Annotated in this window: 19 protein-coding genes; 8 read left to right on the top strand and 11 right to left on the bottom strand. The window is 45.4% G+C overall.

The genetic code is table 11. From position 1 onward, the window contains the following. Nucleotides 1–48 precede the first annotated feature (48 nt). Nucleotides 49–552: a hypothetical protein gene (locus tag AAFP11_RS13390; RefSeq protein WP_341737506.1), complete on the top strand. Its 504-nt coding sequence runs from the start codon at nt 49–51 to the stop codon at nt 550–552. Nucleotides 553–798: 246 nt separating this feature from the next. Here AAFP11_RS13390 and AAFP11_RS13385 read toward each other — a convergent pair whose 3' ends face one another. The 3 genes from AAFP11_RS13385 to upp form a co-directional block, all read right to left on the bottom strand. Further along, on the bottom strand, nt 799–1,092 hold the full coding sequence (locus AAFP11_RS13385) for a TMEM165/GDT1 family protein (protein WP_341737505.1): 294 nt from the start codon (nt 1,090–1,092) through the stop codon (nt 799–801). 36 nt (nt 1,093–1,128) lie between these two features. Further along, nucleotides 1,129–1,596: a TMEM165/GDT1 family protein gene (locus AAFP11_RS13380; RefSeq protein WP_341737504.1), complete on the bottom strand. Its 468-nt coding sequence runs from the start codon at nt 1,594–1,596 to the stop codon at nt 1,129–1,131. A 131-nt stretch (nt 1,597–1,727) separates the two neighbouring features. After that, entirely contained in the window at nt 1,728–2,378 is a 651-nt protein-coding gene (gene upp / locus AAFP11_RS13375; protein ID WP_341737503.1) for a uracil phosphoribosyltransferase, read from the bottom strand. A 341-nt stretch (nt 2,379–2,719) separates the two neighbouring features. Here upp and crtH point away from each other — a divergent pair, with 341 nt between their 5' ends. Next, nucleotides 2,720–4,264, top strand: coding sequence for a carotenoid isomerase (gene crtH / locus AAFP11_RS13370; protein ID WP_341737502.1), 1,545 nt, complete (start codon nt 2,720–2,722; stop codon nt 4,262–4,264). A gap of 239 nt (nt 4,265–4,503) precedes the next feature. Here the strand turns inward: crtH and AAFP11_RS13365 are convergent, their stop codons facing one another. Beyond that, nucleotides 4,504–4,944, bottom strand: coding sequence for a pentapeptide repeat-containing protein (locus tag AAFP11_RS13365; RefSeq protein WP_341737501.1), 441 nt, complete (start codon nt 4,942–4,944; stop codon nt 4,504–4,506). 29 nt (nt 4,945–4,973) lie between these two features. Beyond that, nucleotides 4,974–5,204 carry a hypothetical protein gene (locus AAFP11_RS13360; RefSeq protein WP_341737500.1) on the bottom strand — a complete coding sequence of 77 codons (231 nt, stop codon included), beginning with the start codon at nt 5,202–5,204 and terminating at the stop codon, nt 4,974–4,976. A 669-nt stretch (nt 5,205–5,873) separates the two neighbouring features. On the opposite strand from AAFP11_RS13360, the gene AAFP11_RS13355 reads away from it, so the two are divergent. Next, nucleotides 5,874–9,200, top strand: coding sequence for an EAL domain-containing protein (locus AAFP11_RS13355; protein WP_341737499.1), 3,327 nt, complete (start codon nt 5,874–5,876; stop codon nt 9,198–9,200). Nucleotides 9,201–9,313: 113 nt separating this feature from the next. Here AAFP11_RS13355 and AAFP11_RS13350 read toward each other — a convergent pair whose 3' ends face one another. Together AAFP11_RS13350 and AAFP11_RS13345 are read right to left on the bottom strand one after the other, a co-directional pair. Next, nucleotides 9,314–9,547 carry a DUF3148 domain-containing protein gene (locus AAFP11_RS13350; RefSeq protein ID WP_341737498.1) on the bottom strand — a complete coding sequence of 78 codons (234 nt, stop codon included), beginning with the start codon at nt 9,545–9,547 and terminating at the stop codon, nt 9,314–9,316. 170 nt (nt 9,548–9,717) lie between these two features. Then, nucleotides 9,718–10,143 carry an NUDIX domain-containing protein gene (locus AAFP11_RS13345; protein WP_341737497.1) on the bottom strand — a complete coding sequence of 142 codons (426 nt, stop codon included), beginning with the start codon at nt 10,141–10,143 and terminating at the stop codon, nt 9,718–9,720. A 186-nt stretch (nt 10,144–10,329) separates the two neighbouring features. Here AAFP11_RS13345 and rbfA point away from each other — a divergent pair, with 186 nt between their 5' ends. The 3 genes from rbfA to AAFP11_RS13330 all read left to right on the top strand — a co-directional run bounded on the left by rbfA (nt 10,330) and on the right by AAFP11_RS13330 (nt 13,163). Beyond that, the gene (rbfA, locus tag AAFP11_RS13340; protein ID WP_341737496.1) at nt 10,330–10,761 is read left to right on the top strand and encodes a 30S ribosome-binding factor RbfA; all 432 of its coding nucleotides are present in this window, start codon (nt 10,330–10,332) and stop codon (nt 10,759–10,761) included. 165 nt (nt 10,762–10,926) lie between these two features. Then, on the top strand, nt 10,927–12,603 hold the full coding sequence (locus AAFP11_RS13335) for a glycoside hydrolase family 3 N-terminal domain-containing protein (RefSeq protein ID WP_341737495.1): 1,677 nt from the start codon (nt 10,927–10,929) through the stop codon (nt 12,601–12,603). Nucleotides 12,604–12,929: 326 nt separating this feature from the next. After that, nucleotides 12,930–13,163, top strand: coding sequence for a DUF4327 family protein (locus AAFP11_RS13330; RefSeq protein WP_340518115.1), 234 nt, complete (start codon nt 12,930–12,932; stop codon nt 13,161–13,163). A gap of 234 nt (nt 13,164–13,397) precedes the next feature. Here AAFP11_RS13330 and AAFP11_RS13325 read toward each other — a convergent pair whose 3' ends face one another. The 4 genes from AAFP11_RS13325 to AAFP11_RS13310 form a co-directional block, all read right to left on the bottom strand. Next, on the bottom strand, nt 13,398–13,802 hold the full coding sequence (locus AAFP11_RS13325; protein ID WP_341737494.1) for a hypothetical protein: 405 nt from the start codon (nt 13,800–13,802) through the stop codon (nt 13,398–13,400). Further along, a complete protein-coding gene (locus tag AAFP11_RS13320; RefSeq protein ID WP_341737493.1) occupies nt 13,799–13,924 on the bottom strand; it encodes a hypothetical protein in 126 nt (41 codons plus the stop codon). Before AAFP11_RS13320 ends, AAFP11_RS13325 begins: the two co-directional genes overlap by 4 nt. Before the next feature lie 64 nt (nt 13,925–13,988). Beyond that, nucleotides 13,989–15,122 (bottom strand): ABC transporter ATP-binding protein, encoded by a 1,134-nt coding sequence (locus AAFP11_RS13315; protein ID WP_341737492.1) that lies wholly within the window; start codon nt 15,120–15,122, stop codon nt 13,989–13,991. A 135-nt stretch (nt 15,123–15,257) separates the two neighbouring features. After that, on the bottom strand, nt 15,258–15,509 hold the full coding sequence (locus tag AAFP11_RS13310; RefSeq protein WP_341737491.1) for a hypothetical protein: 252 nt from the start codon (nt 15,507–15,509) through the stop codon (nt 15,258–15,260). A 73-nt stretch (nt 15,510–15,582) separates the two neighbouring features. Between AAFP11_RS13310 and AAFP11_RS13305 the strand changes: the two genes are divergently transcribed. Continuing rightward, nucleotides 15,583–16,206 (top strand): Uma2 family endonuclease, encoded by a 624-nt coding sequence (locus tag AAFP11_RS13305; RefSeq protein ID WP_341737490.1) that lies wholly within the window; start codon nt 15,583–15,585, stop codon nt 16,204–16,206. Between the two features lie 125 nt (nt 16,207–16,331). After that, the gene (locus AAFP11_RS13300; protein ID WP_341737489.1) at nt 16,332–21,716 is read left to right on the top strand and encodes an AAA family ATPase; all 5,385 of its coding nucleotides are present in this window, start codon (nt 16,332–16,334) and stop codon (nt 21,714–21,716) included. Nucleotides 21,717–21,834 lie beyond the last annotated feature (118 nt).

The following is a 21,834-nucleotide window of genomic DNA, read 5'->3' as shown; positions in this document are numbered from 1 at the left end:
CTGGTTAAGCTCTAAAAAGAGGCAGAAAAAATTTTAGAGGATAAGTTTATGACAGCTATTAGTACATCAAGAGTAGAATCTATCAGACCCCGCTGGCAAGCAATTGTGATGGTGGCATTAATTTTCTGGCTAAGTGGTAGCCTGATTATCGATTTAGTAATCATGCCCAGCCTTTACGTCTCTGGAATGATGACATCTCCCGAATTTGCCACGGCCGGAAACTTAATGTTCTGGGGATTTAATCGCGTAGAGTTAATTTGTGCAGCTTTGGCGATGACTGGTTTGATGGTTTTGAGCAATTTATCCACTGGCTTTGGCAAGCAAAGCCGCACAGCAATTATCTTATCTTTGGTACTTCTGGCGATCGCCCTGATTGACACCTACGCTCTGACACCACAAATGAGCGCCTTGGGAATGCAGCTAAATCTGTTCGATTCCGCAGAAGTCCCCACCAGCATGAATCTACTGCACAAAGGCTATTTCGCTTTGGAAGCAGTCAAGTTGGCTGTCGGTGGCACACTGCTTACCTGGTGCTATCAACATCAAGCTTAATCCACAATAGAAATTAGGACACTCCAAAAGCCCATTGGTGTCAACTTAAGGCCAAACCCTGTCACAGACTACTGTTTGACGATTAAGGCCAGATCCCCCCTAACCCCCCTTAAGAAGGGGGGGACAAGAGTCTTCTCAAAGTCCCCCTTCTTAAGGGGGATTTAGGGGGATCTAGACTCAGGTAAAAACCAGATTTCTCAAGGCTTTCAGGCTTAAGTTGACACCTATGGGCAGTGCCGTGTCCTCTTATTCAGACTCTTCCGGCACATCAGCTTTGGGCCACAGCAAACGCAGGCCCATCACAGCAAATCCGATCGCCGCCATCCCCTTTACCCAGTTGGCCGGCAACACCTCAGCCGTACCTTGGCCCACCACAACACCGATAAAACTCGCTAACAACAGCGCCGATGCTGTGCCGAAAAACACAGCCCGTGGCGATTCACAACTGCTACCAAGGGCGATCGCAGCTACCTGACTTTTGTCTCCCAATTCCGACAAAAACACAGTAATAAAACTAATTCCTAAAAGTTGCCAATCCATGTATTTTCACTAAATCTAGTTTAGAATAACAGACAATTAACTAATCACTTCCCACAGCAAGATAGCTGAAATTCCTAGCAAAATCCCTCCGGCTAATCTCTCCAAAGTTCTCGGATCGATCCGACTTGCTAGCCATCTGCCCAGCAACACACCCAACAAACTCGTTGCTACCAAAGCTGAACCAGCACCGGCAAAAACAATCCAAGGATTGTGAGATTCAGCAGTCATTAACAAAACAGCAATTTGGGTTTTGTCTCCAATTTCTGCCAAAAAAATAGTTACAAAAGTAGAAGCAAAAATTGCCCAGTGCTTCTGAGTCAGTCCCTTTGGTTCTGGACATAAATCAGAAGTTGAACTCATGGAACAATCCACAGGTTCGGGAGTGAGTTTGAGAGCAATCTCAGGATTGCTTGTCAGTTTGATTTCTAACTGTGGCGACAAATCGGAATTGGGAGTTGCTGACTCAGAAGCAGACAAATTTGGCGGGACAGAATCAAGTTTCACGGGCAATATTGCTAAAGGTTATTTATTACTTAATTTTGATGTTAACTTTGACTGCCTGCTTTTTAACAAAGCAGGGTCATCTTTTTTTTACAGACTTCAGAAACTAATTTCTGAACTAACTTACTTCCTGGCTAAGTGCCGTAAGTTCGATCGCCCGCATCGCCCAACCCAGGTACAATAAAGCCCTGCTCGTTGACTATTTCGTCGATCGTCGCCGTGTAGATATTCAAAGTCGGATACTCAGCACTCAGCTTATGCAAAGCCGGAGGAGCAGCCACCACAGAAATAATCCGAATCAAGCTCGGATCGACTCCCCGTGAAATCAATTCCTGCATCGTCGCCATAATCGTCCCACCCGTAGCCAGCATCGGCTCGCTAATAATCACCCGCGTTTGGGGGTTAAACTGCGCCGGCAACTTGTTTAAATAACAACTTGCTTCCAGTGTCTCCTCATTCCTTACCATACCGAGGTGGTAAACCGAAGCCAGCGGCACTACCGTCTGAATTCCTTCCAGCAGTGACAGCCCCGCCCGCAAAATCGGCACCACGCATAAGGGAGCTTGCGGATCGATAAACGTCGCCGGACATTCCCCTAACGGGGTTTGCACCGTTGTTTCCACTGTCGGCAACCAATCTCGAATTGCTTCGTAGGCTAGCCACCTTCCCAATTCTGTCATTGCAGAACGAAAAAGTACCGATGGGGTGCCACAGTCGCGGGCGACTGCTAGCCAGTGCTTAATTAATGGATGCGGAGGAACGTAAACGCGGAGTTGCAAGGACATTGGAAAATTTGGGGGATTTTGAAGTTTTTTGCAGTACGGTCGATCGCGCGATCGCTTGCTCCGTCAACTTATCATATCCCTGAAGTGTATACAAGCCGTCCCTTAGAGCCCGTGGAACACTCAATTTTTCTCAACTTATTGAACATTTTTATCAAGAGTATTGACAGGATTTAGCAATAAGGCTATATTGATTTTCAGTGTTCTCCTCTCAAAGGATGTGCAGACGGGGGCAGTCGGCAATGGTAGACTGTTCCCGCATTTTTTTTGAAGCCTTGTATAAGGACGGGGCTTTAAACTCAAATTTCCGCTAATATTATAAAAATATTAAGATTTTTAACCTAATGCCTGCTCCTACCCAATCCCAGTTATTTTCTGCCAACAGCAGCCCGACAGCACAAGAGTTTGACGTGATAGTCATTGGTTCTGGCATTGGCGGACTCGTGACTGCAACCCAGCTAGCAGCCAAGAAAGCTAAAGTTCTCGTCCTCGAAAGTTACCTGATTCCCGGAGGTAGCGCTGGATATTTCGATCGCGAAGGCTACAGATTTGATGTCGGTGCCTCCATGATTTTCGGCTTCGGAGACCGTGGCACCACCAACCTGCTCACCCGCGCCCTAGCAGCAGTCAATGTCAGCCTCGAAACCATTCCCGATCCCATCCAACTTCACTATCACCTACCGGCAGGTCTCGACCTTCAGGTTCCCCAGTCTTATGAGAAATATTTGCAAGAATTAATTGACAGATTCCCCCAAGAAAAGGCAGGGATTACCAAATTTTACGGCGAATGCTGGAAAGTATTCAACTGTCTGAACGCCATGGAATTACTCTCCCTCGAAGAACCGGGATATTTAATGCGAGTCTTTTTCCAAAATCCTTTTGCGTGTTTGGGATTAGTCAAATATCTACCTCAAAATACTGGCGACATAGCAAGGCGCTACATTAAAGACCCAGTGCTGTTGAAATTCATTGATATGGAATGCTACTACTGGTCCGTAGTACCCGCCGACTTGACACCCATGATTAATGCCGGAATGGTATTTTCCGATAGACATTACGGCGGAATTAATTATCCCAAAGGCGGAGTCGGTCAAATCGCCCAAAAATTAGTCGAAGGATTAGAACAGTGTGGCGGGAAAATTCAATACAAAGCTAAAGTCACAAACATTATTACAGAAAAAGGCCACGCTGTCGGAGTCGAGTTGGCAAGCGGCGAAGTTTATCGGGCCAAGCGCATAGTTTCTAATGCAACGCGGTGGGATACTTTTGAGAAATTGCTGTCTCCAGCAGAGATGCCAGCTAGCGAGAAGAAATGGCAACAGCGCTATCAGAAAGCTCCAAGTTTCTTGAGTTTGCACTTGGGAGTGGCAGCAGATGTAATCGCTCCTGGTACTGCTTGTCATCACATTTTGTTAGAAGATTGGGAAAAAATGGAAGCACCGGAGGGAACTGTGTTGGTATCAATTCCTACGCTGTTAGACCCAAGTTTAGCACCAGAGGGCTATCACATTGTTCATGCTTTTACTTCCAGTTGGATAGAAGAGTGGGAAGGGCTTTCGCAGCAGGAATATGAAGATAAAAAAGAAGCCGCAGCAGGCAGAATTATCGATCGCCTAGAGCAGATTTTTCCCGGTTTAGATGCTGGTTTGGATTATATGGAAGTGGGTACAGCCCGATCACACCGTCGTTTTTTGAATAGGGAAGATGGCACCTATGGACCCATTCCGAAACAAAAGTTAATGGGTTTGTTGGGAATGCCGTTTAATCGAACTTCTATGCCCGGTTTGTATTGTGTGGGTGATAGTACCTTTCCGGGACAAGGTTTAAATGCTGTGGCGTTTTCGGGGTTTGCTTGTGCCCATCGTATTGCGGTGGATTTGGGGTTGTAGCCGAGAATTGTGGTAACACAGGTTGCCCGATTCATTTCTCACTCAGGATTTGACGAATCAATTAAAAACCCGATTTCTGAAGAGAAATAGGGTTTTTTAACGGAAATTTGGCGGTTAGGAGTTTATATCAAATCCGGTAGCATCTGAATGATTCAGATCTCTATTCTCTCCCTCTGTGTCCTCTGTGTTCTCTGCGGTTAAATCATTCCGATGCAGCCGGAAACGATATTATCAGTCAATTACTCATCGTAGCTACCACCAACGCCGATTTGGGTATTGTAGATTTGGGCATCAGTGATCGTCATATCTTCCATGGATGCGCCGGATACATCTGCGGTGTTAATGATAGCGGCGGTCAAATTTGCCCGATCGAGGTCTGCATCATTTAAACTAGCATTCGTCATAAAAACTGATGTTAAGTTAGCACCAGTTAAGTTAGCACCAGTTAAGTCAGCGCCTTCGAGGTTCGCCTGAGATAGATTTGCTCCTGCCAAATTGGCTTCTCTCAAATCAGCACCAATTAAATGGGCTTGTCTTAAATCAGCTCCTGACAAGTCGCACTGAAAACACTGCCCAGTCGATAGTAACTGCTCGACATCAGAAGTACGCTCGGCACGAGCAGGGCTTACCAACAGTAGGGGAGTAACTAAGAGAGTAGCAGCTAACAGATTCAGTTTCATAATGTATGTCTCCTGGGACGATTTTAGGTTTATAAGTTTTTTTTGTTTATAGCTACCATTTTACCACAGTGGTTTTTGCAAGTTGCGATCGAGTACACAGCCCGGATGTGACATGGAACCCGATGCGCGATGGGCGATCGCCCTCTAGTCAGTACCGCAATCTTCGCAAAACTTAACACTACAAAACTCAACAATATGAAATTCGATCGGGTGTGAATTTCAGTAGTAACACCTCTAATATTAACGAATGCAAGTAACATTTGCGTCTTTCTACAGATAGATATGAGTGGTGAGGAAAGATGGGATATTAGAGACTTAATGTTTTTGTTAACTTTCACATCCGATCTGGGAATCAACCCTAACAAATTCTGTAAAAACCAATTACAGTTGGTAATAGCAGTATCCTAGGTGCTGTTTCGATATCCCAAAGCCAGTGGTAGGTAAAATTAAACTCATTACCATCCCAACCCGCTCCTTTGGTACATAAAAAAGATACACTCTTAATTTCATAGATATAGCAATCCTAAATCATTTGTGAATTTCTTACTCCCTCTCCTTAATAAGGGGAGGGTTGGGGTGGGGTAAAAAACTATACGACTCATTTAGGACTGCTATATAGCAAGAAACTTCGCCTGCTATCATAGTTGTGCCACCAGCACGAAACTAGCCACAGCTCAACCAAATCTCCCAGGTGAATCTTTAACAACAAATTTTAATTAGTTAAAAGTTACGCACTTACTCCCCGCAACAGGGTTGATTCCTAGATCGAGCGCAGCTAAACCTCTAATATTTAGGCAAAATAGGGTTAATCAGTCTAACTCAACCAAACCTAGCCACCGTCAAACCATCTAGATACTGCTGGGGTAATAACTCGAAACCAGTGCCTTGCTCAAAAATCCTAAATTCCCTGCGATCGCCAAAAATTAAATATGATAAAAAACCATTCCTCCAAATATCTACCAACCTTAGACCAAGTAATTGACCGCAGCCCCTTGACAGTTGCGCCAGATACCCCATTAGCAGAAGTAATTACCCTCATGGGTCAACTACGCGAAAGTTGTCCCCGCGAAACACAAATTCCACCCACAAGTATTTACCACCAACTAACAGAAATTACCAATCCCCTCACACCCGCAGACCCACTCCGAGATACCAGAAGTGGCTGCGTCTTTGTCGTCGCCAAATTGAAAGAAACTTGCTCTTGGGATGCCGATCGCATTTCTCCATTGCAAGGACTATTTACCGAGAGAGACCTGGTAGATTTGATTGCTTCAGGCAAAAACTTAAAAGCTGTCACCATCGCCGAAGTAATGAAACAGCCCATAGCAACTCTGACAAAATCCGAAGCTCAAGACATTTTCAGCGCCCTAATTTTGCTTCGTCAATACAAAATTCAGCATTTACCAATATTAGACAATGACGGTCAACTTTTAGGAGTAATTACCCCCGAAAGCATTCGCCAAGCCATGTTGCAACCGGCAAATATCTTAAAAATGTCCCAAGTCAAAGAAGTAATGACAACTCAAGTCATTCAAGCCCCCGTAACTGCTTCAGTGATGAGTTTAGCGGAGTTGATGGCGCAACACCGTGTTAGCTGCGTCGTCATTACAGAAACAGAATTATCTAGAAATTGGGAATTGCCAATTCCCGTAGGCATCGTCACAGAACGGGATATGGTAGAATTTCAAGCCCTAGAAATAGATTTATCCCAAACGATCGCCCAAACAGTCATGAGTACCCCCTTGTTTAGTCTCAAACCAGAAGACTCCCTGTGGGTAGCTCATCGGGAAATGCAGCAACGCTTAGTCCGCAGGTTGGTTGTCACCGGAGAACAGGGAGAACTTCAGGGCATAGTTACCCAAAGTAGTTTACTCCGAGCACTAGACCCAATGGAAATGTCAGGGGCGATCGATGTGCTCCACGATTCGGTGCAAACACAAACTCACAAATTGCAAAAAGCCATCGCCTCCCTCAGCTTAACCAACGCCCAACTAGAAAGCGAAATCGCCACCCGCATCAAAGCCGAGGCCAGGCTACATCTTTTAGAATCAGCCGTAGTCAACGCTAACGACGCGATCGTGATTATGGATGCCGGACACAGCGATATCTCTGACCCCACCATCATCTACACCAACGAAGCTTTTACCCAAATGACGGGCTATCTACCCACAGAAATCATCGGACAAACGCCCAGTTGCTTGCGTGGCCCAGAAAGCGACCCAGCCCAAGTAGCCAAAATTCGCCGCGCTTTCTCTCGCCGCGAACCTCTGCGCTTGGAATTGATTAACTACCGCAAAGATGGTTCGACTTATTGGGTGGAACTCAACAGCGTACCCATTGCCGAAGCGTCGGGGAAAGTGACACACTGGGTGTCTGTACAGCGCAATATTAGCGATCGCAAGCGGCTGGAACAAGCATTTTTTCAAGAAAAAGAACTCGCTCAAGTTACTTTACAGTCGATCGGCGATGCCGTAATTACCACAGATGCTAGTGGCTACATTTCCACCCTCAACCCCGCCGCTGAAAAAATCACCGGTTGGTCAACCTGCGAAGCCAAAGGTTTGCCCCTAGCAATGGTGCTCAGCATAGTTGACGAAACTACCCGGATGTCGATCGCAAATATCGCTGACATCGCTTTGTCCGAAGGTCAAATTGTAGACAAAGGACAAAACAGCTTGTTAATTGCCCGCAACAACCGCGAATTTGCGATCGACTATTGCGTCGCCCCCATCCACGCCAGCGATAGCGAAATCATCGGTGCCGTCGTGGTGTTCCGAGATGTCACTCAAGTGCGAACTCAAGCGCGACAATTAACTTGGCAAGCAACTCACGACTCCCTGACGCAATTAGTCAACCGCCGCGAATTTGAATACCAGTTAGAATACGCCCTCCACAGGACTCTAGGTTATGGCCAAGAACACGTCATGCTTTACCTAGATCTCGATCGCTTCAAAATAGTCAACGACACCTGCGGCCATATGGCTGGCGATGAATTACTTCGTCAAGTCAGTCAGCTATTTAAAAATAATATCCGCAAAACCGATATTTTAGCCCGTCTCGGTGGCGATGAGTTTGCCGTACTCCTGTACGAATGTTCCGCCGAAAAGGGATTGGAAGTAGCAGAATCCCTCTTAAATTGCATTGAAGGGTTCCGGTTTGGATGGCTAGACAAAACTTTTTCTATTGGTGTCAGTATTGGTTTAGTTGCCATTAATCACAAGACACCATCGGCCTCTGGAATTTTGATCGCCGCCGATATCGCTTGTTATGCTGCTAAAAATAAAGGTCGCCATCGGGTGCAGGTTTATCGATCGGGCGATCGGGAATTGCTCAAGCAGCACGGCGAAACCCAATGGGTAGTGCAAATCAATCAAGCCCTAGAAGATAATCGTTTCTGCTTGTATTCTCAGCCGATCGTACATTTGCTACACCCTCAAACCACAGGAGTTCACTGCGAAATTCTACTCCGTCTCCAGCTTGAAAGCGGCCAGTTAGTCTCGCCAATGGCGTTTATTCCCGCGGCCGAACGATACAATTTAATGAACGCGATCGACCGCTGGGTCCTCCGCACTTTATTTACCAATTTGTCACAAGTTTTTGGTCCAAATTCCTTAGCCCAGAACCAAAGCCCCCACAGCCAGTCCATCGCCACTTTGCCTGCTTGTTGTGCCATGCCCAACTTGCGGTCATCGATGGGTAACTATGCCAGCCTGTATGCTCTTAACCTCTCTGGTGCTAGCATCAACGAAGAACGGTTTATTGAATTTATTTACGAGCAGTTTTCCATCCACCAAATCCCCCCGGAAATCATTTGTTTTGAAATTACAGAGACCGTGGCGATCGCTAATCTCAGCAAAGCAGCTAGCTTAATTTCTAAACTCAAAGGACTGGGATGTCAGTTTGCCTTGGATGACTTTGGTAGCGGGATGTCTTCCTTTGCTTATCTAAAAAGTTTGCCAGTGGATTATATTAAAATTGACGGCAATTTCATTAAAAATATTGTCAACAATGAAGTTGATATTGCGATGGTGGAATCCATCACAAAAATTGCTCATGTGATGGGAATTACCACTATAGCTGAGTATGTGGAAAATGAAGAAATTATGGAAAAACTCAAAGAACTGGGAGTTGATTATGGTCAAGGTTATTTTTTGGGAAGACCTCAACTTTGTAATTTAAAAACTCTAAATTTACAGGAAGTTTTGGAAGAAGTTACTGTAAATTCTTTGGATTTGAAAACTCAGATAGCTTCTTGAAAAGTCCTTGGTCATTAGTCATTAGTTATTGGCGGCATCCGCTCAGATTCATCGAATAATCGAAATACAAGGCGCGCAGCAAATAACCAATAACCAATAACCAATAACTAGCTTCAACCCTCAACAATAGTTTCCACAGCTTCAATATACTGACTGTCTAGGAGGAAAGCACCTTTTTCAAAACGAATACCCCAATAATTGCCGGGACGTCGATCGAGTACAATACCCTCAGCGCCGATCACAATTACATGAGCAGGCCGCAGCATCGGCATCCGTTCCGCAGTTTTCACGTAGGGTGGCATCGCCACAACTCGCACTTTTTGACCGACAGTAAATTCTTTTTCCATGAGTTTTTTTCCCTTTGACAATCTGGTGATTTGAGTAGTAATATCAATTCCGGTTGTATTGGAATGATTTAACCGCGAAGGCGCTAAGGACGCGAAGGAAGAGAAGAGAGAGTTTAATACAGGACGATGAAGACAGGATTTTATATAACTTTAGTAATGTATGTAACTGTTTATTTTAAATAGTCCTGCAACAATTTCCAAGCCATTTGAGTACCCTCCCCTGCGTTTACTTTCCCAAAATCTACATCTTTTCTCAAAACCACAAAACCCACACCTTCTTTGATTTCTATGTCCTCGAAATTGCTAACTCTCGCCAAAAACAAGTGATTTTCTTGTATAATTTGGGGATTGTTTTTGGTCTTTGGGTGAATAAAAGTTCCGATAAATTCCATTGTGTAATTGGTTTGGAGGCAAGTTTCTTCCTCCAGTTCTCGGACTGCCGCTTGCTTTGGACTTTCTCCAATGTCCACGGCACCTCCAAAAGTAGACAGCATCCCTTGACTTGCAATACCTGGAATATTATCTCGCAGTTGTGCCACAATCTGACCGTTCGGGAGCTTGAGAAAAATCCGAACAATTGACTTAGGAATATTCATATTAGATGTGTTTTAGATTGAGAGTGAGTCCTGGACTAGGTTTGCACAATTGACTAAGTGCGATCAGCTCGTCCTGCTTCTCCATCCCTGTCATACTAATCCAAATTTTTGGACCGATCACGCTACAATTGTCAATCGGGATAAAAACGGCAGACATAGCCGATCTAAAAGTAGGGGATAGTTGGTATGGCTACAAGTCGTCGCATAGAGCGCGTAGCTTCAATGATTAAACGCGAAGTCAGCCTCATGTTGGTCAACGGCATTAAGGACGATCGAGTAGGTGCGGGTATGGTTAGCGTCACCGAAGTAATTGTTTCGGGAGACCTTCAGCACACAAAAATCTTTGTCAGCATTTATGGTACTGATGAGGCGAAAGCCGAGACTATGGAAGGTTTAAAATCCGCTACTAGCTACGTCCGCAACCAGTTGGGCCAAAGGATGCAACTGCGCCGCACACCAGAAGTCACCTTTCTCGAAGACCGCTCCCTAGAGCGAGGTGATAAAATGTTAATACTGTTGAATCAGCTTTCTGCCAATCGCAAACCGGATCTAGAAGATTCAGATGCAGAATTCAGCGACGATGAAATTGACGATACAGACGATGCAGATGAGGATTAATATTTAACTGGTTTTAACTGGTTCCCAGGCAGAGCCTGGGAACCGAGATCCAGAGGCTCTGCCTCCAAAGATCCTCCCAGCAAGCAATATCAGGAAATGAGGAGGCAGCCTCCCCACACACATTCCCAGGAAACAAGTAAACCAATAACCAGTTAGCAATTTCCCATGATTGACAATCTTTCCCTACCAGAATTAGTAGCCCAGATGTTCGTAGTGCGCGCTTCTGGTTATTTGTTCGATCGCCAAATTCGCTATCCCGAATGGGAACCAACCGCCGACAAACTCCGCCATTACGTAGAAAAATTGGGTGTTGGTGGTGTAATTTTGGTAGGGGGAAGTGCTGCGGAATTGTCAGTTCGATCGCACCAATTGCAATCTTGGGCAAAATTTCCGCTATTACTAGCGGCGGATATTGAGGAAGGTGTCGGCCAGCGATTCAGCGGCGCAACTTGGTTTGGCCCACCCATGGCGATCGCAGAAATTGCCAAGCAAAATCCTGAATCTGCTGGATGCTATGCCGAACAAATGGGTGCTGTGACTGCCATCGAAGCTAGGGCGATCGGTCTCAATTGGGTTCTGGCACCAGTAGTTGATGTCAACAACAATCCTGACAATCCGGTAATTAACGTCCGCGCTTTTGGCGAGACACCAGAAATTGTCAGCAAATTAGCCAGTGCTTTTATTCGCGGCGCCAGCACACAATCGGTTTTGACTACAGCCAAACATTTTCCCGGCCACGGCGACACCGCCGTTGATTCTCACTTGGAATTGCCTGTTTTGCCCCATTCCCCAAGTCGATTGGCAGAGGTTGAGTTACCTCCTTTTGTCGAAGCCATCGCCGATGGAGTTGATGCTGTGATGAGCGCCCACTTGCTGATTCCGGCTTGGGATGCTGATTTTCCGGCTACTGTTTCGCGCAAAATTTTGATGGGGAAACTCCGCCAAGACTTGGGTTTTCAGGGTTTGATCGTAACCGATGCTTTAGTGATGGGGGCGATCGCCAATCAGTATGGCCCTAATGAAGCAGCGGTTTTGGCGGCTGAGGCTGGTGCTGATGTTTTGCTGATGCCCCTAGACCCCCACGGCGCAATTCAGGCTGTCTGTGAAGCTGTGACTCAAGGTAGGATTCCCAGAACACAAATCAAGGAATCTGTCAAGCGAATTTGGGAGGCTAAGCGTAAAGTTGGTTTGCAGATTTCTGAACCCTCCCAACCCCCTGTTGTTAAGGGAAGGAGTAAGGATCAAACTGCTGTTGTCGAAAGCGGTAGCAAGAATCTACAATCCCTAAATTCGATCGACTTAAGTTTGCTGGCAACTCCCGCAGCCACGACAATTGCTGCTAATATTTTGCGAGATTCCTTGAAATTTGGGGGAAATCTACCTTTGGCTGTGTCGCCGACTCAAAAAAATCAGCCGTTGCGGAATTTAATAGTTGTAGATGATGTTTTGGCGTGCGAATTTTTGGGAAACCATACTCCCGCGATCGCCGTGCCGGCCAAGTTTGGTTACGAATTGCAACTGATTGACGATCGCACAGCCTCCATCGCACACAATACAAATGCAGAGTCCTTTACTCCCACCTTGCTGCAAGTTTTCATTCGTGGCAACTGCTTCCGAGGGAGTGCTGGCTTGACCTTGGCTGCTCAAGATTTGTTTAAGCAATTATTAACAACTGGTGAACTTCAAGCTGTGTTAATCTACGGAAGTCCCTACGTTTTAGACCAATTTTTGCCCCACCTATCTCCCAGCATTCCCCATGTATTTTGTTTCGGCCAGATGCCGAGTGCCCAAGCCATTGCTCTAGAATTACTATTTGGTCTGGACTCAAAGCCTCTAGCATAACTAACAAAGTTGTAGGTGAAAGTCTCGCGCCTTCACCCACAGGCAGTGTCAATTATGAAAATTTTATAAATTTTTGTTAAGCTTATACTTGAGTAAATCTACTTAGTTGGTACGAAAAATCAGAGTTTTGAGACCGAAAGAGCCCTGCTGAAACTCCGAATAAGTCGTTACTGAGCGGATTTGTGTAATTATTAGAATTTCTTTTAAGTTTATATAACTAAATTGTATCTATATATACAGACAAAAATTAATCTAGGAATTAGTTGGGTGTACACTATATTATTAATAAGGACATAAAAATTTTTAGGAAACATTGAGGGCGCATTATGATTCAGTCCACCATCCACCCATTGCAATACTCTTTAGATGTTATCCAAGATGAAGCACGTCACCTCGTGCATGATGGCGTACTCAGCCGTCAGCAGCCCATTTATACGATGTGCCAATTCATTCCCCCCCGCGAATGGGCCTGTGTGGAGTGCGAACTAGAAAAATGTGACTTTTTGCTGCGCGATCGCATCGCCGACCTGATCGGTTCAGAAAAGTGGGACAATGACTAAATTTGCTTCATCCAGTCCGGCTGTGTTGAGCAATTGAATCAGTTATGGGTGTTTGTTGTAGATGAGGCTGGTAGCAGAATTGGCAATTAGCACAATGTAAGTGTTTAAGTTAGAACGGCTTTTTTTCACACACATTACTCCTAATTGCAACAGTGTTAGAGGAGGTTGCTTGTTTGGGAAATACCTTTTTCGATTAAAAACTTTCAAATTAGTTTGTCTGCGACTCAAGATACTTTAATCCTGAGAATTTTCAGCCCGTAAACTTTCTAACTGGGTTCTGAGTGCCACCATTTGTGCAGTTAACTCTTGAATTTCTAGTTGTACGTCTGGTTGTGACACAGTATCGGGAGGATTACCTATGGGTGAATTCGATTGCTGAGGCGAGACTGATTCGCTTTCGGTATTCTCCCGCTCGTTTTGTCCCGAAAAAATAGTATCTACAAAATTCCGGGCTTCTGTATCGGTCATTTCTCCTTTTTCTAGCAACTCATCGGCTAATACACCCAAGTCTGACTTTAATTTTTCCAGATTTTCCTCTCGCTTCAGCGGGTCTTGCAATGTCTCAATTAAAAAAGAAGTTGCACCCAAAGCTAGGTGAAATCCGGTTTGCAGAATTTGAGGCAGTTTTTCAGAATTCATTTAAAAATTCCGCTAGTGCGAATTTGTGGATCGGGATCGCCCCAAATCACAAAAAACAAGTCTTTGGGGGGATGGCTTTCTATGTTACTTAAACTAATTTTAGCATTACTTGGCAAATTCATAAATGTCAAGTGTAAAATTTTGTTACAAAAACCAAGGCTTTGAGATATTCAGGTTAAGCACCCATTAAGGGTAGAGTGTATCGCCGGTGGAAGGGTCAAATACAAATAGCCGATCGAAATCAAGCTCTACACTCAGTCGATCGCCCGATCGACAGCGCCCATTCCCAGGCACCACTACCTGTATCGTAGTTTCTGGACTCAACATCGGCAAACTCGCCCGGATTAAAGTTTCCCGCCCCAAGGGTTCAACCACTTTCACCTCTAACTCTAGAGGCACTTTTTCTAAGGCCCAAACATCGGTTTTTAAATCCTCATTCTCCGCCATGGATTTAGTAAAAACTGCTATGTGTTCTGGACGAATTCCCAAATCAAAACCCTGTCCTTCCCTAGGCTGCAATTTTTTCTGAATCGAGGGCGGACAAGCTAGAGATTGATTTCCCACTTGAAAAGATTCGTTCGCATAAATTGCAGGCAAAATATTCATAGCCGGATTACCTAAAAATGTCGCCACCATCCGATTTACTGGTTTAGCATAAACAGTTTGAGGGTCTCCAATTTGTTGAATCAGACCGCGATTTAAAATAACTATTTTGTCAGCTAAAGTCATCGCTTCCACTTGGTCGTGGGTGACATAAACAGTCGTAATTCCTAGCCGCTGATGCAGTAGTTTGAGTTCGGCCCTAGTATCATCTCGCAATTGAGCATCCAGGTTAGAAAGCGGTTCATCTAAGAGAAAAACTTTGGGTTCGCGGGCGATCGCCCTTCCCAGTGCTACCCGCTGTTGCTGACCTCCTGAAAGCTGTTTCGGCTTGCGGTTAAGCAGACGATCGATCGATAGCGTCTGGGCTACAGTCTCCACCCTTTCTTGAATTTTTGATTTTTCAACATTCCGCATCCGCAATCCAAAAGCCAGATTTTCTGCCACAGTCATGTGCGGGTAAAGCGCATAATTTTGAAATACCATTGCCACATCCCGCTGTCTTGCTGGAATGTTGTTAACTAGATTATCTCCAATATAAAGATTGCCAGAAGTTGCAGTTTCTAAACCTGCAATTGTCCGCATAATCGTTGATTTACCGCAACCAGATGGTCCGACTAATACCCAAAATTCTCCGTCCGGGATTTGGAAGCTAATGTTTTCGATCGCGGTGACATTTTGGTAGCGTCGGGTAATATTTTCTAAGCGAACATTTGCCATTTTTCTTAGTTAGGAGTTACTGATTATTAGTTAGGAGTTACTGGTTATTAGTTATTTGTTTATTCCCGGAAGCACTAATAACCTAAATCATCTCATTCTCTGGGTTGGGAAGCATCTCAAATCTTTGCCACACCGTCACCATGGGTCTAGGACTATAGTTTTTACATTATCGCCTAATTGACGACAATCTTTTAAGGGCGATCGCACCTTATAGATTTTATCAGGAGCCGAGACCAATCTGAGTGAACTAGAAGCATGGAGAATGCGATCGTGTCGCCAAGGGAGATTAGGTGTCCTGTGGCTTTCGGTATAGCCGTCTTTGACACTCCCCGGCGTGAACGCCTCGTTCCTCGATCGCCTAGTCAAGTAAAATTGCGATCGTCTCATGTTCCGAAGCCCCCTACTCTAAAGCTATACTAACAGTATCCAACATCAGAATCATCAAAGAGAGGTTGCGATCGTGACAGCTACTATAATTATACCCAAAAATGCAGACCCAAAAATAGAGCCAGAATCCCAGCAAAAATCAGAAAACATACCAGAAATTCAGCCAGAATCCGAACCCAAACAAGTCATATCTCTGGAAGATTTTTTAGTCAAGCCTGCTGATAGAATGGAATGGGTTGACGGCAACTTAGTGGAGAAAACAGGAATGACATTCAAGCACGGTCTCGCTCAAGTTAAATTAGCCCGTTTCTGGGGAAATTACAAAGACTCCAGTGGACAGGGAGGAGAAGTTATTACAGAAGTCCTTTGTCGTACAGCCAAACAAGGCCGCCGTCCCGATGTCGCTTACATCACTCCTGAACTGTTGCCACAATCAGGCAATTTTACAGCATTTTCCCAAAGTTTTCCCCTGATAGCAGAAGTTGCTTCTCCCGAAGATAGTGGCGAAGAGTTATTTGCAAAAGCTCAAGAATATTTGGCATCAGGATGTTTAGAAGTTTGGCTGCTATTTCCTGAAGCGAGATTAGTATTTGTAAATGCAGGGAAAAACTGGCAGTTATTTAATGGGGATGAAGTTGTTAAGACTCAAAGGGTACTTACAGGTTTTAGCGTAGCTGTTAGTGAATTGTTGGCTTAAGAAAATTGTTAAAATAATTTATTAACATCAGAAAACTGGCTACTCAAGTGCTGAATCAAAAAATCAATGCGATCGCCCAAATCTTTCGGATATGCTAGAGATATCTCCGTTACATAACTCAACCTATGGCACTCCCCGCAAGCACCCAAGCGCAAACATTCCCAGCGATTGATGGTTATACCATTGTTGAGCAACTCTATCTAGGGTCGAGAACAGCGGTCTATCGCGCGATCGAAATCGCGCAGCAGCACCCAGTAGTGATTAAGGTGCTACGGCGAGAGTACCCCAGCTTTGGCGAATTGATGCAGTTTCGCAATCAATATATCATCGCCAAACACCTCCCCGTCCCTGGCGTGGTTCAACCCATCAGCCTGGAATCGTTGGGGAGTGGGTATGCCTTGGTGATGGAAGATATTGGCGGCATTCCTCTCGGACAATATGCTCGGCAGCAGCAGCCCTTGGCGTTGACGGAAATCTTAGCGATCGCACTTCAAATCGCCGAGACACTTCACGATCTTTGTCACCATCGAGTGGTGCATAGAGACATCAAACCCGCCAATATTTTGATTCATCCAGAATCCAAACAAGTCAAGTTAATCGATTTCAGTATCGCTTCTTTACTACCCAAAGAAACGCAAGACATTCAAAACCCCAATGTTTTAGAAGGTACTCTGGCATATCTGGCTCCAGAACAAACCGGACGGATGAATCGTGGCATTGATTATCGGGCGGACTTCTATGCGCTCGGTGTCACGCTATATCAACTCTTGACCGGAGTGTTGCCGTTTCAGTCCGACGAGCCCTTGGAGTTAGTGCATTGTCACATTGCAAAAATGCCGACCCCGATCGCGCAAGTGAATCCCGATGTGCCGCAAATGGTGAGTGCGATCGTCACGAAACTGATGGCAAAAAATGCCGAAGATCGCTATCAAAGTGCGAGGGGACTTAAACATGATTTGCAACAATGTTTGAGCCAGTGGGAAGCACTCGGTGCAATAGTCGAATTTGAACTAGGAGAACGGGATTTGAGCGATCGCTTCCTGATTCCCGAAAAACTTTATGGACGCGAAGCCGAAGTTCAAACATTATTGAATGCTTTTGATCGCGTTGCCGATGGAGCCTCTGAATTAATGCTCGTCGCCGGATTCTCCGGGATTGGTAAAACGGCGGTGGTCAACGAAGTCCATAAGCCTATTACTCGACAGCAAGGCTACTTCATCAAAGGCAAGTTTGACCAATTTAATCGCAACATTCCGTTATCGGCGTTTGTGCAAGCCCTGCGAGATTTGATGGAGCAATTGCTCTGTGAATCTGACGCGCAACTGGCGCAATGGCAAGCCAAAATTCTGACAGCAGTGGGAGAAAACGGCCAGGTTTTGATTGAAGTCATTCCTGAACTAGAACAGATTATTGGCAAACAGCCCTCTGTTACGGAACTATCGGGCAATGCGGCTCAAAATCGATTTAACCGACTATTTCAAAACTTTATTGAAGTATTTACCACCGCCGAACATCCGTTAGTGATGTTTTTAGATGATTTACAATGGGCCGATTTGGCATCGCTTCAGTTGGTCAAACTGCTGATGAATGACAATGGTTATCTGCTGATGTTGGGTGCCTATCGGGATAACGAAGTCTCGCCTGTCCATCCCTTTATTTTGACCGTAGAAGACCTGAAAAAAGCGCAAGCGATCGTCCATACGATTACCCTGCAACCGTTAACGCTGAACGATACGAACGCGCTGATTGCCGACACGTTGGCGTGTTCAACAGAACTAGCACAGCCCCTTACTGAACTCATCGATCGCAAAACCCAAGGCAATCCCTTTTTTACAACTCAATTTCTCAAAGCGTTGCATGATGACGGACATATTACCTTCGATCGCGATCGCCGTTATTGGGAATGTGATATTGCTCAAGTGAATGCGCTGGCTCTGACTGATGATGTGGTGGAGTTTATGGCGTTGCAGTTGCAGAAATTGCCACCCGAAACTCAACAGGTGCTGAAGTTGGCGGCTTGTGTCGGGAATCAGTTTGATTTGGCGACATTGGCGATCGTGGCAGAGCGATCGCCCACCAATGCCGCTACAGCATTGTGGAAAGCCTTGCAAGAAGGTTTGATTTTGCCTACGAGCCAAGTCTACAAGTTCTTTCAGGGGACAGAAACATCAGATACGCAAAATACGGTCAATCCGAAATATCGATTTTTGCACGATCGCGTTCAACAGGCTGCCTATTCTTTGATTCCAGAAAATCAACAACAGTCAACTCATTTAGCAATTGCTCGATTGCTGCGACAAAACATCCCAGACGCAGAACTAGAAGCCAATATTTTTGAGATTGTCAACCACTGGAATCGTGCGATCGCCCTTCTGGTCGATCCACTAGAAAAAACGAATCTCGCCCAACTTAATTTAATTGCTGGAAACAAAGCCAAAGCCTCTAATGCCTATGAACCCGCGCTCAACTATTGCAAAACAGGTATCGCTCTGCTAGAGGATCTGGGCTGGAAGAACCAAGCGAGTCTGATGTTGGAATTACATGAAGGTGCCGCATTAGGGGCTTATCTCTGCGGCGACTTTGCCCAAATGGAGCAGTGGGTGAGCGTCATTTTAGCTCAAGAATTAGATCCACTCGATCGGGTTAAAACCTATGAAATCCAGATTCAAGCCCATAGCAATCAGAGTCAGTTTTCAGAGGCGATCGCGATCGCACGGAACGCCCTAGAGCAATTCAATATTCATCTACCCAACCAACCAACACCCGCAGATATCATCCCAGCCATGCAAGAGGTTGCGGCGCTGCTCAATGGCAGAACTGCCGATGATTTACTCGAACTGCCCGTGATGACAGACTCGGTATCTTTGGCAAGTATGCAGTTACTGTCTAGTATTACCGGAGCCTCTTATAATTCTGCTCCCTTACTGTTTCCCTTTATCGTTTTGGCTCAAGTCAAACTATCAATTCAAGCCGGTAATACAGCCCTCTCTGCTCATGGCTACAGTGGCTATGCTGTTTTATTAAGCGGTGTTTTGGAAGACTTGGACGCAGCCTATGAATTTGGTCAGCTAGGATTGAAACTCGCGGAAAAGTTCAAAGTGCAAACTGTTCAGGCAAAAGTGAATTTTGCCGTCGGAAACTTTATTATTCACTGTAAATACCACCTCCAGAACAGTCTACCTCTGCTGACAGAAGCATTCAAAATTGGGCTAGAAGTGGGTGAGTTTGAAAATACGGGCTATAGTGCTGCCAATCTTTGTGTATTTCACTATGCGGTTGGCAAAGAATTAACGACGCTGCTGGCAGAAATAGAGATTTATATCGCCACACTCCTGAAGCTAAACATCGCCGCAAGCTCAAACTATTGTTCTACTATTTTTCAGACGATTCGGCGATTACAAGTTACTCGGAATGAGGCTGTGCTGACTGCCCAAAAGGAGTTGCATCATACCTTAACTATTTCTAATGATTTAACCGGATTACATTTTTATTGGGTTTATCGGCTCACGGCTTCCTACTTGCTTAACGAAATGGTTGAGGCAAAACAAGATGCGGCGGCAGCACGCCAAACCTTAGCAGCCGGGGCAGGTATGATTAGCATACCCATTTTTTACTTCTATGATTCTCTGACGGCATTTGCTGACTTTTCTGAGATGACAGACAACACGGCAGTTCTCGATCGCGTCTCCGCAAATCAGACTCAGCTTCAAAATCGTGCTCACCACGCACCAATGAACTTTCAACATAAATATGATTTGGTGGAGGCAGAGCGATATCGTGTTTTGGGCAACAAGACTGAGGCGATCGATCTCTACGACAAAGCGATCGCTGGAGCCAAAGAAAATGGCTACATCCAAGAAGAAGCGTTAGCCAACGAACTAGCCGCCAAGTTCTACCTAGATTGGGGCAAAGAAAAAATTGCCGCCAGCTATATGCAAGAAGCCTACTACGGCTATGCTCACTGGGGTGCAAAAGCTAAAGTTCAAGACTTAGAACACCGCTATCCCCAACTGCTCGCACCGATTTTGCAACAGCAAAAACGATCTTTGTCCGCAACAGAAACAGCTTTTGCGATCGATCCTCTGAACACAATCCATGCGACTATATCGCAGACATCTCATAGCACTAGCATCAGCATTTCTGACACCCTCGACTTAGCAACCATCCTGAAAGCATCCCAAACCCTTTCGAGTGAAATCCAACTCGATAAACTCTTGGCAACCTTACTGCATACGGTACTAGAAAATGCTGGAGCCGATAAAGGCGCATTGCTATTGCCGCAAAATCATCAATGGTTTGTGGAAGCGGTTGCCACCCTCGATCGGCCTGCACAAGTCCAATCTATCCCCTTGCTCAACAGTCTAGAAGTCCCGCACAGCTTGATTAACAGCGTCAAACGGAGCCTCCGCCCGATTGTGATTGCCGATGCGCTTGCCCATCCTACTCTGGCGACAGATGTTTATATCATGCAACAACAACCCAAGAGTCTGTTGTGTACTCCGATTTTGCAGCAGGGTAAACTCGTCGCCATATTGTATTTGGAGAATCAGGTTACGGTGGGGGCGTTTACGCGCGATCGTGTCCAACTCCTCAACTTCCTCTGCGCCCAAGCCGCCATTTCCCTCGAAAATGCCCGCCTCTATCAACAAGCCCAAGACTACGCCCAGCAGCTTGAACAATCCCAACTGCAAATCATCCAAAGCGAAAAAATGGCATCTTTAGGGAATTTAGTTGCTGGTGTGGCCCACGAAATCAATAACCCGATCGGCTTCCTGAATGGCAGTATCAACAACGCCAAAGACTATGTGAAATATCTGCTCGGACATCTAGAACTCTATCAACAGCACTATTCCAACCCAGTCACATCAATTCAACACAATGCCGAAGACATCCATCTGGAATTTCTCAGCAAAGATTTCCCCAAACTACTCAACTCGATGAAAGGAGCCACCGATCGCATCAAAGGCATCAGCACCAGCCTCCGCACCTTTTCCCGTGCGGATACCGATCGCAAAGTCACCGCCAACCTCCACGACGGCATCGATAGCACGCTGCTAATTCTCAAATATCGCCTCAAAGCCAACGAATATCGACCGGAGATCTCAGTGCTCAAAGACTATGGTGAGTTATCACCAATTGACTGTTTCCCCGGACAACTCAACCAAGTGTTTATGAATGTTTTGGCCAATGCGATCGATATGTTCGATGAGATGGCACAGACTCAATCCTTTGAAAAACTCCAAGCCCATCCTCAGCACATTACGATTCGCACCTCAGTCGATGCAACCCAGGTGCAGATCCAAATTCGCGATAACGGCAGAGGCATGACCGAAGCAGTGAAAGCCAAAATCTTTGACCATTTGTTTACCACTAAAGGTGTAGGTAAAGGAACTGGATTAGGATTGGCGATCGTCCGTCAAATTATCGTAGAAAAACATGGAGGTGCGATCGAGGTGAATTCTGAGATAGGTCAAGGAGCTGAATTTATCTTGACATTACCCCGCTGTTAGTGCTCTTTGGAGTATTAGTTATCCCATTCTTTACTTGATTGCTTCGCTATTGTCATTGAACAATACGAGTTATTAGCATAAAAAACTTGCCAATAATGCCATCTTATGAAATAATCTA

Origin of the sequence: Microcoleus sp. CAWBG640, from assembly GCF_020883015.1 — a bacterium.
Classification (GTDB): domain Bacteria; phylum Cyanobacteriota; class Cyanobacteriia; order Cyanobacteriales; family Microcoleaceae; genus Microcoleus; species Microcoleus anatoxicus.
This window is presented reverse-complemented; position numbering and strand designations above follow the sequence as displayed.